Origin of the sequence: Lysobacter sp. CCNWLW3 (genome assembly GCF_036697405.1) — a bacterium.
Taxonomy (GTDB): Bacteria; Pseudomonadota; Gammaproteobacteria; order Xanthomonadales; family Xanthomonadaceae; genus Lysobacter.
Window position 1 is genome coordinate 12,740 of the sequence record NZ_JBAHWA010000028.1, and the last position, 14,314, is coordinate 27,053.

General features: G+C 70.1%; 16 protein-coding genes. 6 read left to right on the forward strand and 10 right to left on the reverse strand.

Features of this window, described 5'->3' with window-relative positions:
- Window positions 1–363: 363 nt before the first annotated feature.
- Together V1318_RS21265 and V1318_RS21270 are read left to right on the forward strand one after the other, a co-directional pair.
- On the forward strand, window positions 364–537 hold the full coding sequence (locus V1318_RS21265; RefSeq protein ID WP_332941772.1) for a hypothetical protein: 174 nt from the start codon (window positions 364–366) through the stop codon (window positions 535–537).
- A gap of 244 nt (window positions 538–781) precedes the next feature.
- Window positions 782–1,651 (forward strand): pirin family protein, encoded by an 870-nt coding sequence (locus V1318_RS21270; protein ID WP_332941773.1) that lies wholly within the window; start codon window positions 782–784, stop codon window positions 1,649–1,651.
- Window positions 1,652–1,721: 70 nt separating this feature from the next.
- Here V1318_RS21270 and V1318_RS21275 read toward each other — a convergent pair whose 3' ends face one another.
- Window positions 1,722–2,618, reverse strand: coding sequence for an NAD(P)/FAD-dependent oxidoreductase (locus V1318_RS21275; protein ID WP_332941774.1), 897 nt, complete (start codon window positions 2,616–2,618; stop codon window positions 1,722–1,724).
- Window positions 2,619–2,782: 164 nt separating this feature from the next.
- Between V1318_RS21275 and V1318_RS21280 the strand changes: the two genes are divergently transcribed.
- Together V1318_RS21280 and V1318_RS21285 are read left to right on the forward strand one after the other, a co-directional pair.
- Window positions 2,783–3,238, forward strand: a complete 456-nt coding sequence (locus tag V1318_RS21280; protein ID WP_332941775.1) for an Rrf2 family transcriptional regulator — start codon at window positions 2,783–2,785, stop codon at window positions 3,236–3,238.
- Window positions 3,239–3,378: 140 nt separating this feature from the next.
- The gene (locus V1318_RS21285; RefSeq protein ID WP_332941777.1) at window positions 3,379–3,636 is read left to right on the forward strand and encodes a hypothetical protein; all 258 of its coding nucleotides are present in this window, start codon (window positions 3,379–3,381) and stop codon (window positions 3,634–3,636) included.
- 102 nt (window positions 3,637–3,738) lie between these two features.
- Here the strand turns inward: V1318_RS21285 and aqpZ are convergent, their stop codons facing one another.
- The 9 genes from aqpZ to mfd all read right to left on the reverse strand — a co-directional run bounded on the left by aqpZ (window position 3,739) and on the right by mfd (window position 12,513).
- A complete protein-coding gene (gene aqpZ / locus V1318_RS21290; protein ID WP_332941778.1) occupies window positions 3,739–4,449 on the reverse strand; it encodes an aquaporin Z in 711 nt (236 codons plus the stop codon).
- 170 nt (window positions 4,450–4,619) lie between these two features.
- Window positions 4,620–4,979, reverse strand: coding sequence for a hypothetical protein (locus tag V1318_RS21295; protein WP_332941779.1), 360 nt, complete (start codon window positions 4,977–4,979; stop codon window positions 4,620–4,622).
- A gap of 257 nt (window positions 4,980–5,236) precedes the next feature.
- Window positions 5,237–6,097, reverse strand: coding sequence for a pirin family protein (locus V1318_RS21300; RefSeq protein WP_332941780.1), 861 nt, complete (start codon window positions 6,095–6,097; stop codon window positions 5,237–5,239).
- A gap of 125 nt (window positions 6,098–6,222) precedes the next feature.
- Window positions 6,223–6,600, reverse strand: a complete 378-nt coding sequence (locus tag V1318_RS21305) for a hypothetical protein (RefSeq protein ID WP_332941781.1) — start codon at window positions 6,598–6,600, stop codon at window positions 6,223–6,225.
- A gap of 67 nt (window positions 6,601–6,667) precedes the next feature.
- On the reverse strand, window positions 6,668–7,033 hold the full coding sequence (locus V1318_RS21310) for a hypothetical protein (protein WP_332941782.1): 366 nt from the start codon (window positions 7,031–7,033) through the stop codon (window positions 6,668–6,670).
- A gap of 157 nt (window positions 7,034–7,190) precedes the next feature.
- On the reverse strand, window positions 7,191–7,865 hold the full coding sequence (gene nfi / locus V1318_RS21315; protein ID WP_332941783.1) for a deoxyribonuclease V: 675 nt from the start codon (window positions 7,863–7,865) through the stop codon (window positions 7,191–7,193).
- Window positions 7,865–8,386: a phosphoglycerate mutase family protein gene (locus tag V1318_RS21320; RefSeq protein ID WP_332941784.1), complete on the reverse strand. Its 522-nt coding sequence runs from the start codon at window positions 8,384–8,386 to the stop codon at window positions 7,865–7,867. Before V1318_RS21320 ends, nfi begins: the two co-directional genes overlap by 1 nt.
- 4 nt (window positions 8,387–8,390) lie before the next feature.
- Complete coding sequence (locus tag V1318_RS21325; RefSeq protein WP_332941785.1) at window positions 8,391–8,807, reverse strand: heme-binding protein; 417 nt, start codon at window positions 8,805–8,807, stop codon at window positions 8,391–8,393.
- Between the two features lie 241 nt (window positions 8,808–9,048).
- Entirely contained in the window at window positions 9,049–12,513 is a 3,465-nt protein-coding gene (gene mfd / locus V1318_RS21330) for a transcription-repair coupling factor (RefSeq protein ID WP_332941786.1), read from the reverse strand.
- Window positions 12,514–12,921: 408 nt separating this feature from the next.
- Between mfd and V1318_RS21335 the strand changes: the two genes are divergently transcribed.
- Both V1318_RS21335 and V1318_RS21340 read left to right on the forward strand, forming a co-directional pair.
- Window positions 12,922–13,392: a MarR family transcriptional regulator gene (locus V1318_RS21335; protein ID WP_332941787.1), complete on the forward strand. Its 471-nt coding sequence runs from the start codon at window positions 12,922–12,924 to the stop codon at window positions 13,390–13,392.
- Between the two features lie 110 nt (window positions 13,393–13,502).
- Complete coding sequence (locus tag V1318_RS21340; protein ID WP_332941788.1) at window positions 13,503–13,928, forward strand: organic hydroperoxide resistance protein; 426 nt, start codon at window positions 13,503–13,505, stop codon at window positions 13,926–13,928.
- The last annotated feature ends 386 nt before the right edge of the window (window positions 13,929–14,314 follow it).

Below are 14,314 nucleotides of genomic sequence, written 5' to 3' on the forward strand. Positions count from 1 at the left end.
AAGGTCAACGGCTTCCGCCCGCTGCGCGTGCGGGCCACGTTCTCTCGCCAAGCTCCCTGTAGGAGCGGCGTAAGCCGCGATCGCGAACTTCGGCTACTGCGCGGACAGGGCGGTTGGGGGATCTGCTGTTGCCCTTGCTCTGCTTGGTCGGCACGAAGGTCAACGGCTTCCGCCCGCTGCGCGTGCGGGTCACTTTCTCTTGCTAGCCCAAGAGAAAGTAACCAAAGAGAAGGGCTAGCGGGACCAAACCTCCCTTGCGAGTGCTTGGCTGGCGCCGGGATTTTTCGAATGGACATCCCTGTCCATTCGAAAAACGGCGCGCGTCCTGCGCGCCGCCCTTCGGGTCTACGGTTGCTCGCATGGGTGCGGTGCTATGGACTCCAATGCCGGGGCAACTGCAACTGCAACTGCAACTGCAACTGCAACAGCAACTGCAACAGCCACAGCCACAGCCACAGCCACAGCCACGGCCACGGCCACGGCCACGGCCACGGCCACGGCCACGGCCACGGCCACGGCCAGGGCCAGTTGCCTTAGACGGTGGTCTGGCAGGGTGCTCTTAGCAATTGCATTGGGCTTTTGGCGTTTGCAAGCTGCGCGGGCGTCGATTCGACTCGCGCTGGCGCGATTACGCGGTGGGCGCGTGGCTAATCCTGTCGCGCTGAGGTTATTGTTCCAAATTTGTAATTGATACTCTCGATAATTGATGCGTCGTTCTGTTTTCGTGCTGGCATCCTGTGCCCCAACGCCAATACGGCGAGCGATATCAGGAGAGAGGGCCATGTCCACCACCACCCACGACGTTTCCCCGCGTTACGCCCGGGCCGGGCGCAAGCTGCGCGGTCAGCCGACCTCGGACGGCGCCGGTGTGCGCCTGACCCGGGTGATCGGCGGCGCCGAGCTGCCCGACCTGGATCCGTTCCTGTTGCTGGACGAGTTCGGCACCGATCGCGCCGAGGACTACATCGCCGGTTTCCCGGAGCATCCGCACCGCGGTTTCGAGACGGTCACCTACATGCTCGACGGGCGCATGCGCCACAAGGACAACCACGGCAACGAGGGCGTGCTGGTGCCCGGTAGCGTGCAGTGGATGACCGCCGGCCGCGGCCTGGTGCATTCGGAGATGCCCGAGCAGCAGGAGGGCCGCATGCGCGGCTTCCAGCTCTGGGTGAATCTGCCGGCGCGCGAGAAGATGACCGAGCCCAAGTACCAGGAGTTCGCACCCGAGCGCATCGTCGCGCTGCAACCGGCCGCCGGCGTGCAGCTGAAGCTGATCGCCGGCGCGATCGGCGATCTGCGCGGCCCGATCGTGCAGCCGGCGACCGATCCGGTTTACATCGACATCGCCCTCGCCGCCGGCGCGTCCTGGGAATACGACCTGCCCGAAGGCCACAACGTGTTCGTCTACGTGTACGAGGGCGGCGTGGAGATCGGCGACGCTCAGGATGCGCGCGCGGTCGACGCGCAGGAGCTTGCGGTGCTGTCCGGCGGGCAACGCCTCAAGCTGCGCGGCCTGGGCGGCGACAGCCGTCTGATCCTGGTCGGCGGGCGTCCGCTGCGCGAGCCGGTCGCGCGTTATGGCCCGTTCGTGATGAACACCAAGCAGGAAGTGATGCAGGCCTTCGTCGATTTCCAGGAAGGCAAGTTCTAAGCCCGAGGGTCGAAATCGACGCCCACGACGGGGCCGCGCAAGCGCGGCCCCGTTCGTTTGCGGGCGTCGGTCAGAGGCCGAGCAGGGATTGATGCGCGCCGACCCCGGCCAGGGTGCCGGCCGCGACCGCCAGGCTGACGCTGGCCATCGCGCTGGCGGCGTCGCCGGCCGCGTACACGCCCGCGACCGTGGTGCGCTTGAAGTCGTCCACGCGCAGCAGCGGCCCCATCGGACCCGCGTCGTATTCGCAGCCCAACTGCCGGGCCAGGTCGTCGGCCGGGTGCGTGGTCGGCGCCACGAACAAGCCGGCCAGCGCCAGTTCGCGCCCGTCTTCCAGGCGCACGCCGCTCAGCCGGTCGTCCGGCCCCAGCAACGCGACCACGCGGCTGCGCTCGATCGCGACGCCGCGCGCGGCCAGGCGCCGCGCCTGTTCGGCATCGGGTTCGAACGCGCCCTGGCTGAAGTAGGTGGTCGGGCCCCAATCGGGGACCAGCAGGGCCTGATGCAGGGAGCCGGCCTGGGTGGCCAGCACGCCCAGCGGCGCGCGCCCGAATTCGTAGCCGTGGCAGTAGGGGCAATGCACCACGCTGCGCCCCCAGCGTTCGCGCAGGCCGGGGATGTCCGGCAGTTCGTCGCGCACGCCGGTGGCCAGGATCAGCCGTTGCGCGCCCAGGCTGCGGCCGTCGGCCAGGCCGACGGCGAAGCCGTCGCCGTCCACGCGCGCCTGCAGCGCCTGGCCGTGCAGGAGTTCGGCGCTGGGATAGCTCGCCAATTGCCGGCCGGCTTCGTCCAGCATGTCCGACGGGGCCCAGCCGTCCATGCCGAAGAAGCCGTGCGAATGGGCGGCGTAGCGGTTGCGCGGCCGGCCGGCGTCGATCACCAGCACGCGCCGGCGCGCGCGTGCGAGCGGCATCGCGGCGGCCAGGCCGGCATAGCTGCCGCCTACGACGATGACTTCGTATTGCATGGTCCTGCTCCTGTGGTGGGCGAACGCAGCGCGACGAAGGCGCTGCTATACGTATCAACTGAAGTTACGTTCTATCACCCGTGCCGGCTATGATGCAACTTCATGTGTTACGTGATGTCGGCGACTGTTAAGCTGACGCGGACCGACCACCGCGAGCGCGCCGGATGAGAAACGACAACCGCCTGTCGCGCATGCTGCATGTGCTGATCCACATGGCCCAGCACCCGGTGCCGATCACCTCCGAGCTGATCGCCGGCATCCTCAGCACCAACGCGGTGGTGGTGCGGCGGACCATGGCGGGGTTGCGCGAAGGCGGCTACGTGCGCTCGGTGAAGGGCCACGGCGGTGGCTGGACCCTGGCCCAGCCGCTGGAACGCATCAGCCTGCTCGACGTCTACCGCGCGATCGGCGAACCGCCGGTGTTCGCGCTGGGCCTGTCCGACGATCACCCGCGCTGCCTGGTCGAGCAGGGCGTGAACGCGGCCTTGCGCGAGGCCCTGGACGAAGCGCGCGAGCAATTGCTGACGCGTTTCGCCGCGACCACGCTGGACACCATCGCGCGCGATTACGAGGCGCGCATGCAGGGCCGCAAGGCGCCGCGCCCCTGGTGGGAGCGTTGATCCGTGCCGGCGGCTTGGCCGGCGCGCGCGGCCGCTCGCGTTAGCTAGCTACGGCGCGTTTCATCGGACGAATCCGTCGATGGCGAGAACGCGCCGGCGCAGCCGCCCGGCCGCGCCATTCCACGCGAAGGAGTGCAGTCATGCCTGGGATCGATCCCAACAAGTTCGTCATCGTCGCCAGTTTCGTATCGCCCGGCGTCGGCCAGGGCGCCGGCGGCTTCGCCATCGTCGGCGGCAAGATCGTCAAGATCCCGCCGCGCGGCATCAAGCTGTTGCAGGCGAGCTACCAGATGCTCGACGCCGCCGAGAGCGCGGGCAACCGCAAGCTGGCCGCGACCCTGCAGCAGGCCGCGCTGGACGCGGCCGAGGATGCGGTGAAGCAGAAAGCCGCGCGCTGAGGCGCATCGACGAAAAGGCCGCGCCCCACGCTCGACGAGGGCGTGGGACGCGGCCTTTCGTGGCACGCGAACGCTAGCGGGCCGACGGGCCCGGACGCTCGCTCAATCCTTGTCGTACCAACGGCCGATCACGCCGCCCAGCAGGCCGCCGAGGATCGGCGCCAGCCAGAACAGCCACAGCTGCGAGATCGCCTGCGAGCCCGCGAACAGGCCCACGCCGGTCGAGCGCGCCGGATTCACCGAGGTATTGGTGACCGGAATGCTGATCAGGTGGATCAGGGTCAGCGCCAGGCCGATCGCGATCGGCGCGAAGCCGGCCGGCGCGCGCTTGTGGGTCGCGCCCAGGATCACGACCAGGAACATCGCCGTCATCACCACTTCGCACAGGAACGCCGCGGCGACCGAATAGCCGCCCGGCGAATGCGAGCCGTAGCCGTTGCTGGCGAAGGCGCCGGCGGCATTGGGGTCGACCGCGAACTCGGGATTGCCGGCGGCGATCTGCCACAGCACGAAACCGGCGAGCAGGCCGCCCAGCACCTGGGCGACGATGTAGGGCAGCAGGTCCTTGCCGGCGAAGCGTCCGCCCGCCCACAGCCCGAAGCTCACCGCCGGATTGAAGTGGCCGCCGGAGACGTGGCCCAGCGCGTAGGCGCCGGTCAGCACTGTCAGGCCGAAGGCGAGCGACACGCCCAAAAAGCCGATGCCCAACGGATTGCCGACGCCGCCGAAGTTGGCCGCCAGTACCGCGCTGCCGCAACCGCCGAGTACCAGCCAGAACGTACCGATGAATTCGGCGCCGAGTCGTTTGATCATGATCTTCCTCCTGGAATGACGGATCGGGAACCGCGGGGTCAGCGTTTCACGCGCACGGGCGCGCTCGTGCCTGCGCACACGGTACGCCGCGCGCGCTCGCGAGCAAAGCCTGGGGAGGAGGGCGGCGAGGACGGCGAGGGCGGATTGGGACCGCCGTCGCCGTCATCGGATCACTTGCTGCTCAGTCGGGCCGACGGAAATTGCAGCCCCTGGGTCAGGCCCAGCACCTCGCCGAGCTTGTCGGGCGATGCGGCCTGCAACCAGATGTGGGCGACCCGGCCGTCGCCGAGTTCGAGCACGGTTTCGCGCACCTGCACGTCGGGTTTGCCGGCCAGTTCGCCGCGGTACCAGAACATGGGTTTGCCGTCGATGTTGCCGGCCTCGGCGCGATCGCCGCGCTTGGGCACGAACGGCGATTTGTTCGAAATGTACATACCGAACGCTTCGCTGCCGTCGTTGCGCAGGGCTCGGCAGAGATCCGAGCCGGCGTTGGGTTTGTGTTCCCAGACCAGTTGCGAGCTAGGCGGCAACTGCGGGCATCCATCCTGTTGTTGAGCCTGTGCGCTTCCTGCGTACAGGAGCCCGACGAGCACGGGCAGGACAGACATGCGGCATGCCGGCATTTTCACGACTGGATCCCCCTTGAGGTCGCTGGACGATAAAACGTGACCTGCGTCAGAACATAAGGCAGTTCCGGGGGATTGACAAATCCTGTGGTTTCAGATGGAACTGAATGGGCGCCGAGGCGCCCCGGCCCCGCCTGGGCGGGTCAGCGGCCGCCGGGGGCTCAGCGCTCGGGCAGGGGGATGAACTCGTCGTCGCCCGGGACCTGGCCGAAACGGCCCTCCAGCCAGTCCTGCTTGGCCTGCTCGATGCGCTCGCGCGAACTGGACACGAAGTTCCACCACAGGTGGCGCGGACCGTCCAGGGGCTCGCCGCCCAGCAGCATGGCCTTGAGCGGGGTCTTGGCGCGCAGCAGCGGGCGCGTGCCCGGGTCCAGCACGACCAGGTGCTTGTCGGGGATGTCGGCGCCGTCCAGCTGGGCCTCGCCTTCGAGCAGGTAGAGCGCGCGCTCGGCATGGCTGTCCTCGATCGCCAGTTCGGCGTCCGGGTCCAGGTCGATGGCGACGTAGAGGGTGTCGCTGAACACCTTGACCGGCGATTCCTCGCCGTAGCCGCGGCCGGCGACCACGCGCAGCCAGGCGCCGTCGTGGCGCAGCTGCGGCAGGCTGGCCGCGCCGTGGTGGTGGAAGGCCGGCGCGGTTTCCTCGAACGAGCGCGGCAGCGCCACCCACGTCTGCATGCCGTGCAGCGGATGCTCGCCCGCGCGCAGCGCCTGCGGGGTGCGCTCGGAATGGGCGATGCCGCGGCCGGCGGTCATCCAGTTCACGTCGCCGGGGTTGATGTCCTGCACGCTGCCCAGGGTGTCGCGATGGCCGATGCTGCCCGACCACAGGAAGGTGACCGTGGCCAGGCCGATGTGCGGATGCGGACGCACGTCGATGCCGCGGCCGGGCTCGAACAGCGCCGGTCCCATGTGGTCGACGAACACGAACGGCCCCACCGAGCGCGCCTGGATCGAAGGCACGGCGCGGCGGACCTGGAAACCGCCGAGGTCGTGGACGCGGGGGGCGACGATGGTGCTCATGGCGTGGCTCTCTGGCTGCGCGGATGGGAGGCGCTAGCTTGTCACGGGGTTCGCGGCGCGGACGCGCCTTGCGCGCAACGGCCTGTTGCGGCGCCGAGGCTTGGACGCCGCGAGGCCGGCACGCCTCAGGGCGCGGCGGCGATCTTGAGCGTGGCCGCCGGCGCGTCGCCGGGCGCCAAGCCGGTCAGCTCGATGGTCCAGGCGCCCGCGCTCAGCACGGTCGCGCGTTCGGTGTTGAAGGTCAGCGGCTGCACGGCGCCCGCGACCGGCGCGAATTCGAAATTCACGTCGGCGTCGCCGGCGCGGATGCACTGCACGTTCGGCGGGCAGCGCGAGTCGTTGCTCACGCCCAGGTAGCGCAGTTGCGAGCGGTCGCTCAGGGCGATGCGCTCGCCGGGTTTCAGGGTCGGGTTGAGGCCGCCGCCGGCGGAGGCGCCGGAGCCGCCGCTGGCGCAGGCGGACAGGGCGGTGAGCGAAAGCAGGGCGGCGAACAGACGGCTCATGGCGGCGGGCTCGATACGGGATGTCCGGATCGTAACCGACGCCGGCGCGCGCGCCGCGACGCCGCGTTCACCGCTGCGCGGCGGCGCCCTCGGCTTGGCGGACCTGCGCGCGGTATGCGCGCCGGGTGCGCCAGCCCAGCACCAGCGCGCCCAGGGCGACCACGGCCGCAGGGGCCAGCGACAGGCCCATGACGCGCTGCGCATAGCGGCCGTGCGCGATCGGATCGGGCGCGGCGAGCAACTGCGAATCGACGAAGGTGACCTGGGCCCAGAACACGAAGGCCAGGGTCGCCAGGGCCAGCGCGGCCAAGCCGATCAAGCGGGGCAGGAAGGCCTCGGAGCCGGCGCCGAGCAGGCCGCGGGCGAAGTGGGCGCTGAGGAGGTAGGTGCCGGCGTAGGCCAGCAATGCGGTCACGAACAACACGCCTTGCATCGTCGGAATTCCTTGTCCCGTTGCGCCATGTTCGCCGAGCTTAGACGAGCGGCGATTCGTGCGCACACGCGCAGGCCGCACCGTGGCGCCGAAGCGTGGCCGGGCTGCGCCGAGCCGGTGTCCTGTGCGCAGCGGCGAATGCGTGGCGAGCCGCGCCTCAGGCGCGGTCGCGGCGCGAGGCCAGGCGATCGGCCAGGCGGGTCGGTTCGGGCAGGCGGTAGCCGCGCAGACAGGCCAGGGTCAGGGCGAGCGCGCTGGCCATCGACACCCGATGGCCGGGCGAGACGATCAGCGGCCGGCACCGCGGCTTGCTGCGCAGCACCTGGCCGATCGTGCGGCCGCGATACAGCAGCGGCGCGCGGTCGCCGCGTTCCGGTCCGGGTTCCTCGTGGCGGCCGACCAGCACCTTCTTGGCCACGCCGATGCTGGGCAGTCCGGTGACCACGCCGAAATGCGCGGCGATGCCCAGCCCGCGCGGATGGGCGATGCCATGGCCGTCGACGAAGACCAGGTCCGGCGTCTCGTCCAACGATTCCAGCGCAGCCAACAGGGCCGGCAGTTCGCGGAAGCTCAACAGGCCGGGCAGATAGGACATGCGGGTCGGGATGCGCGCGACCTGCTGGCGCAGCGGCTGCAGGGTGTCGGCATCGAGCAGCACCGCGGCCGCGCGCGTGGTCGCGCCCTCGTCTTCGAAGCCGACATCGAAACCGGCGATGCGGCGCAGCGGGCTGGGGTAGCGATCCTCCAGCACGACCCCGCGCGCCAGGGTTTCCTGCAAGGCGCGCGCGGCCGCGACGTCGCCGTCCCACGGCGGCAGCGCGGCGTGCGCCATCAGTAGCGGCTTTCGCCGAGGCGGGCCTGGCCGGCGCGGTCGAACGTGATGGACAGGCGGCGGTCGAACTCGCCTTCCGCCATCGGCGCGACTTTGCAGGCGCACAAAGCCGCGGCGATCTCCGGCACGGTGTTGCTGTGGCCGACCACCAGCACCCGGCCGCGCGCGTGCTCGCGGCGCAACCGGGCGGCGAATTCGGCCGCGGGCAGTTTGGCGTCGTAGCCGCTCACCGCCAGGCCGTGGGCGCGGGCCGACGGTTCGGCGGTTTGCCGGGTGCGCTTGTACGCGGTCGCGTAGGCGGCCTGCAGCGGATCGTGCGCCAGGCTCGCGGCCAGGCGTTGCGCGCGTTCGTGGCCGGCGGCGCTGAGGTTGGGATCGCGCGGGTCGTCGTCGGCCTTTTCGGCGTGGCGCACCAGCACGAATTCGAGCGCGGCCGCCGGCTGCGGCGGCGAACTCGCGCAGCCAGCCAGCACGCACAGCGCCAGCAGCGGCGACAGCATGTTCAAGGCGGGCATACGCATCGGCTCAGGCCTCCAGCAACCGCGCGCCGGCGCGCGCGATCTCGCCGTCCTGGGCCGAGGGCGCGCCGGACACGCCGATCGCGCCGAGGTACTCGCCCCCGCGCTGCAGGCGCACGCCGCCTTCGATCGGCAGGCTGTGCGGCAGGCCCAGCACCACCTGGTGGCCCTGGACCAGCAGGTCCTGGTGGAACACGCTGTCGCGGCGGTAGTTGGCGGCGTGCTCGGCCTTGCGGATCGCGACCTCGACGCTGGAGTTGGGCGTGCCGTCCATGCGCTTGAACAGCAGCAGGCGGCCGGCATCGTCGACGACCGCGATCGACACGCTCGCGCCGTCGGCGACGGCGCGCTCCTCGGCGGCGCGGGCGATGCGCTCGGCGGCCGCCAGGGTGAGCGTGGTGCGGGTCGACAGGAGTTCGTTCATGCGCGATACCGGGGCGATGGCGGGAGAGGGCACCGCATCGTACGCCGGAATGGTGGAGGCCAGGATCGGCGCGCCGATGAGCCGTTGGTCGCGATGTCGGAATCGCGCGATGGTGCGGTGGTGCGGTGGCAACCGTATCGGCGCGGGGCGCGGAGGGATGCGATGGTGCGGTTCGCCTGCGGCTCACCGCACCCTACGGGTTTCGTAGGGAGCGGCGATAACCGCACCGCGTGTCGTCGGATCAGGCCGCCTGACGCAGCACCGTCAGCAGGCCCTTGGCCGCGGCCAGGCGCGCGGGCGCGTCGGGCAGGTCGAGCTTGATCTTGAGCTTGTCGGCGCCGTCCATCTGGTAGAGCTTGGACTGGGTCTGGATCAGGCGGATCACCGCCATCGGATCCACGTTCGGCTTCTCGACGAACTGCACGCGTCCGCCCTTCTCGCCCAGGTCGAGCTTGCGGATGCCCAGCTCGGTCGCGGCCAGTTTGAGCTCGGCCACCGCGAACAGATGCTTGGCTGCGTCCGGCAGCAGGCCGAAGCGGTCGATCATCTCGACCTGCAGCTCGCGCAGGGCGTCGACGTCGCGCGCGCCGCTGATGCGCTTGTACAGGGTCAGGCGGGTGTGCACGTCGGGCAGGTAGTCGTCGGGGATCAGCGCCGGGATATGCAATTCGACCTCGGCGCCGCGCGCCTCGACCGAATCCGCGTCGGGCAGCTTGCCCTGGCGGATCGAACGCACCGCGCGTTCCAGCAGCTCGGTGTACAGGCTGAAGCCGACCTCGGCCATCTGCCCGCTCTGATCCTCGCCCAGCAATTCGCCGGCGCCGCGGATTTCCAGGTCGTGGGTGGCCAGGGTGAAGCCGGCGCCGAGTTCGTCCATGGCCGCGATCGCGTCCAGGCGCTTGCGCGCGTCGGGGGTGATCGAACGCTTGTCCGGCACCACCAGGTAGGCGTAGGCGCGGTGGTGCGAGCGGCCGACGCGGCCGCGCAGCTGGTGCATCTGGGCCAGGCCGAACTTGTCGGCGCGGTTCATGATGATGGTGTTGGCGTTGGGGATGTCGATGCCCGATTCGATGATGGTGGTCGCCAACAGCACGTTGAAGCGCTGCTTGTGGAAATCCAGCATCACCCGTTCCAGCTCGCGCTCGGCCATCTGGCCGTGGGCCACGCCGATGCGCGCCTCCGGCACCAGCTCCTGCAGCTGGCGCTGCATGCGGCCGATGCTCTCGACGTCGTTGTGCAGGAAGTAGACCTGGCCGCCGCGCGCGAGCTCGCGCTGGAAGGCCTCGCGCAACTGCGCATCGTCCCAGGGCACCACGAAGGTCTGCACCGCCAAGCGGTGCGCGGGCGGGGTGGCGATGATGGACAGGTCGCGCAGGCCGGCCATGGCCATGTTGAGCGTGCGCGGGATCGGGGTCGCGGTCAGGGTCAGCAGGTGCACGTTGGCGCGCAGCGCCTTCAGCGCTTCCTTCTGGCGCACGCCGAAGCGCTGCTCCTCGTCGACGATCACCAGGCCCAGGTCGGGAAAGCGCACGTCCGGCTGCAGCAGGCGGTGGGTGCCGACGATCACGTCGATCTTGCCCTCGGCCAGCTTCTCCAGTTCGGCCTTGATCTCTTTGGCGGTCTTGAAGCGCGACAGCACTTCCACGCGCAGCGGCCAGTCGGCGAAGCGGTCGCGCATGGTGCGGTAGTGCTGTTCGGCCAGCAGGGTGGTCGGCACCAGCACCGCGACCTGCTTGCCGGCCGCGGCGGCGACGAAGGCCGCGCGCACCGCCACTTCGGTCTTGCCGAAGCCGACGTCGCCGCAGACCACGCGGTCCATCGGCTGGCTGCTGCCCAGGTCGCGGATCACCCCTTCGATCGCGGCGTGCTGGTCCGGGGTTTCCTCGAACGGAAACGCGGCCGCGAACGGCTCGTACATGGCGCGGTCCACGTCCAGGGCCAGGCCGGCGCGGGCCTGGCGCTTGGCCTGGATCTCCAGCAGTTCGGCGGCGACGTCGCGGACCTTTTCGGCGGCCTTCTTCTTGGCCTTGCTCCATTGCTCGCCGCCCAGCGAATGCAGCGGCGCGGTCTCGACCGAGGCGCCGGAATAGCGGCTGATCAGGTGCAGCTGCGCGACCGGCACGTACAGGCGGTCGCCCTTGGCGTATTCGATTTCCAGGTATTCGCCGGGCTGGCCGCCGGCTTCCAGCACGACCAGGCCGCGGTAGCGGCCGACGCCGTGGTCCTCGTGCACGATCGGCGCGCCCTCGGACAGCTCGCCCAGGTCGCGGATGATCGCTTCGGGCTCGCGCCCGACGCGCTTGCGCCGGCGCGGTTGCGAGGCGCGGTCGGGAAACAGCTGGCGTTCGGTCAGCGCGGCCAGGGCCGGTTCGGTGAGCGCGAAGCCGTCGTCCAGCGGCGCCACCGCGATTGCGAAGCGCGCGCTGCCGTCGGCGAAGGAGCGCCAGTCGCTCAGCACCTGCGGGCGCAACTCGGCGGCCTGCAGCAGTTCCAGCAGCGCTTCGCGGCGGCCGGCGCTGTCGGCGGCGATCAGCACGCGGCCGGGATAGTTCGCCAGGAAGGATTTCAAGGCCTGCGCGGGCGCGGCGTCCTTGGCCGCGACCGGCAGCGCCGGCGCGGGCTGGTCGCCCAGGGCGACCGCGCGCTCGCGCTGCGGGTGGCCTTCGCCGCAGACCTCGACCCGGTCGCCGCGATTGAGGCGTTCGCGCAGCGCGTCCGGCGACAGGTACAGCGCGTCGGGCGCCAGCAGCGGGCGTTCCAGGTCGTGGCGGCGCTGCTCGTAGCGCTCGCCGGTGTGCAGCCAGAATTGTTCGGCGGCTTCCAGCGCGCCTTCGCCCAGCACCGGCAGCGCGCTGGCGCCCAGGTAGTCGAACAGGGTCGCGGTTTCGCTGAAGAACAGCGGCAGGTAGTACTCGATGCCCGACGGCGCGATGCCCGCCTTCAGGTCCTGGTACAGACCGCTGCGGCGCGTATCCAGATCGAAGCGGTCGCGCAGCGCGTCCAGCGCGCGCTTGAGCGAGGCCTCGTCCAGCGGCACTTCGCGGCCGGGCAGCAGGCGCACCGCCTCGATCTTGTCCAGCGAACGCTGCGATTCCGGATCGAAGGCGCGGATGGTCTCGATCTCGTCGTCGAGCAGCTCGACCCGGAACGGCGAATCGGCGCCCATCGGATAGACGTCGAGCAGGCCGCCGCGCACCGCGAAATCGCCCGGGTCCAGCACCTGCGGCACGTTGCGATAGCCGGCCGATTCCAGGCGTCGCTTCTCCGCGTCCATGTCCAGGCGCTGGCCGACGCGCACGTCGAAGCTGCCGCCGACCACGTGCTTCAGCGGCGCCAGGCGTTGCAGCAGGGTCTGCACCGGCACCACCACGATGCCGCGTTGCAGGCTCGGCAAGCGATGCAGCGCGGCCAGACGCTGGGAGACGATGTCCGGATGCGGGCTGAACTGGTCGTAGGGCAGGGTTTCCCAGTCCGGGAACGGCAGCACCGGGATCGCCTCGTCGCCGCCGAGCAGGGTGCGCAGGTCGGATTCCAACTGGTGCGCGGCGTGGTTGTCGCGCGCGATCGCGAGCAGCGGGCCGGCGTGCGCGGCCGCGGCGGCGGCCAGGTGGAAGGCCAGCGCGGACGGCGAAGCAGGAGCGCGCCACCAGGCGCGTTGCTGACCGGCCTTGGGCAGCGGCGGAGCGGAGAACGGGGACTTGGGCATCGGTGGGGTGCGGACGGCGGAATCGGTGAGGGCGGAGGCGCTCGTCGCGGCCTCGGGCCAAAACGAGTGCAGCGCCGGCAGCCTTCGCCGCCAGCGCAATGGGCGCCGAGTGTACGCGAGCGCGGTGAGCGGCTCGTGCGTGTTCGGGTGCGTACTTGTACGCGGAACGGGTCGCAAAGCTTGAGACGGATGAAGCGGCGCCGGTGTGGAGGGCGATCCGGCGCGACGGCGGTCTGGGCGCTTTCTGTGGGAGCGGCGTAGGCCGCGATCGCGGGAGCCGAGCGGCGGCGTGGCCTGGGAGGCAATCGCGGCTTACGCCGCTCCCACAGAGAGCCAGGCAGGCCAGTATTCATAATTCATTAATAAAATAGCTTGCAATTAAATAGCACGCAATGTAAATTGCGCCCCATGAAGCCGCACACCCCCACGCCGACCTCCGCCGCTCCGCAGGCCTCGCTGAAACTGGACGACCAGCTCTGCTTCGCCCTGTACTCGACCGGGCTGGCGCTGACCAAGGTCTACCGCAAGCTGCTGTCGGGCCTGGGGCTGACCTACCCGCAGTACCTGGTGATGATGGTGCTGTGGGAGCGCGACCAGGTCACGGTGTCGGAGATCGGCGAACGCCTGTTCCTGGACTCGGCCACCCTGACGCCGCTGCTCAAGCGCCTGCAGGGCGCGGGCCTGATCAGCCGCACCCGCGCCCAGGCCGACGAGCGCCAGGTGATCATCGCCCTGACCGAGGCCGGCCGCGCGCTGGAACAGCCGGCGCGCGCGGTGCCGATGGGCATCTTCGGCGCCGCCGGTTGCGCGCCCGAACAGCTCGGCTCGATGAAATCGCAGTTGGAATCGCTGCGCGCCAACTTGATGCGGCACGCCTGAGCGCGCCGGTTTCCGATCGCTTTCGCTAACGCCCCACGAACCACGTTTACGAAACCGGCGACGGTTTCGCCCACCACGAACCCGCCCGAACCCCACGCAGGAGCCATTCCATGTCCCTCGACCAAGTCCTCTACACCGCCCATGCCACCGCCACCGGTGGCCGCGACGGCCGCGCCGTTTCCTCCGACAACGTCCTCGACGTCAAGCTGACCACCCCGCGCGAACTCGGCGGCGCCGGCGGCGACGGCACCAACCCCGAGCAGCTGTTCGCGGCCGGCTATTCGGCCTGCTTCATCGGCGCGCTGAAGTTCGTCGCCGGCAAGGAAAAGATCGCGCTGCCGGCCGATACCTCGATCGAAGGCGCCGTCGGCATCGGCCCGATCCCGGCCGGTTTCGGCATCCAGGCCGAACTCAAGATCTCGCTGCCGGGCCTGTCGCGCGAGCAGGCTGAGGCGCTGGTCGAGAAGGCGCACCAGGTGTGCCCGTACTCGAACGCGACCCGCGGCAATATCGATGTGACGCTGACCATCGTCTGATCGCGTCGATGCGTCGATGCGGCGCTATGTCCTGTTGGGACGGGCGCAGGGCGATGATGTGCGGCATACGACGAACCCCCGGTACGCGCTGCGTGCCGGGGGTTCGTTTGCTCTGGATCAACGGCTTCCGCCCGTTGCGCGTGCGGGTCACGTTCTCTGCCCCAAGCTCCCTGTAGGAGCGGCGCAAGCCGCGACCGCGAATTCCGGCCACGTCGCCGGTTCCGAAGGGGACGGCTTTCTGTGGGAACTTCGTCCGGGTTGGTTTCAGTCGGGTTGGTTTCAGTAGGCACGGCTTTCTGTGGGAGCGGCGTGAGCCGCGATCGCGAACTGCGGCTACGGCGCTGGCCGGGCGCGTCGGGAGATTCGCCGTTGCTTTTGCTCTGCAT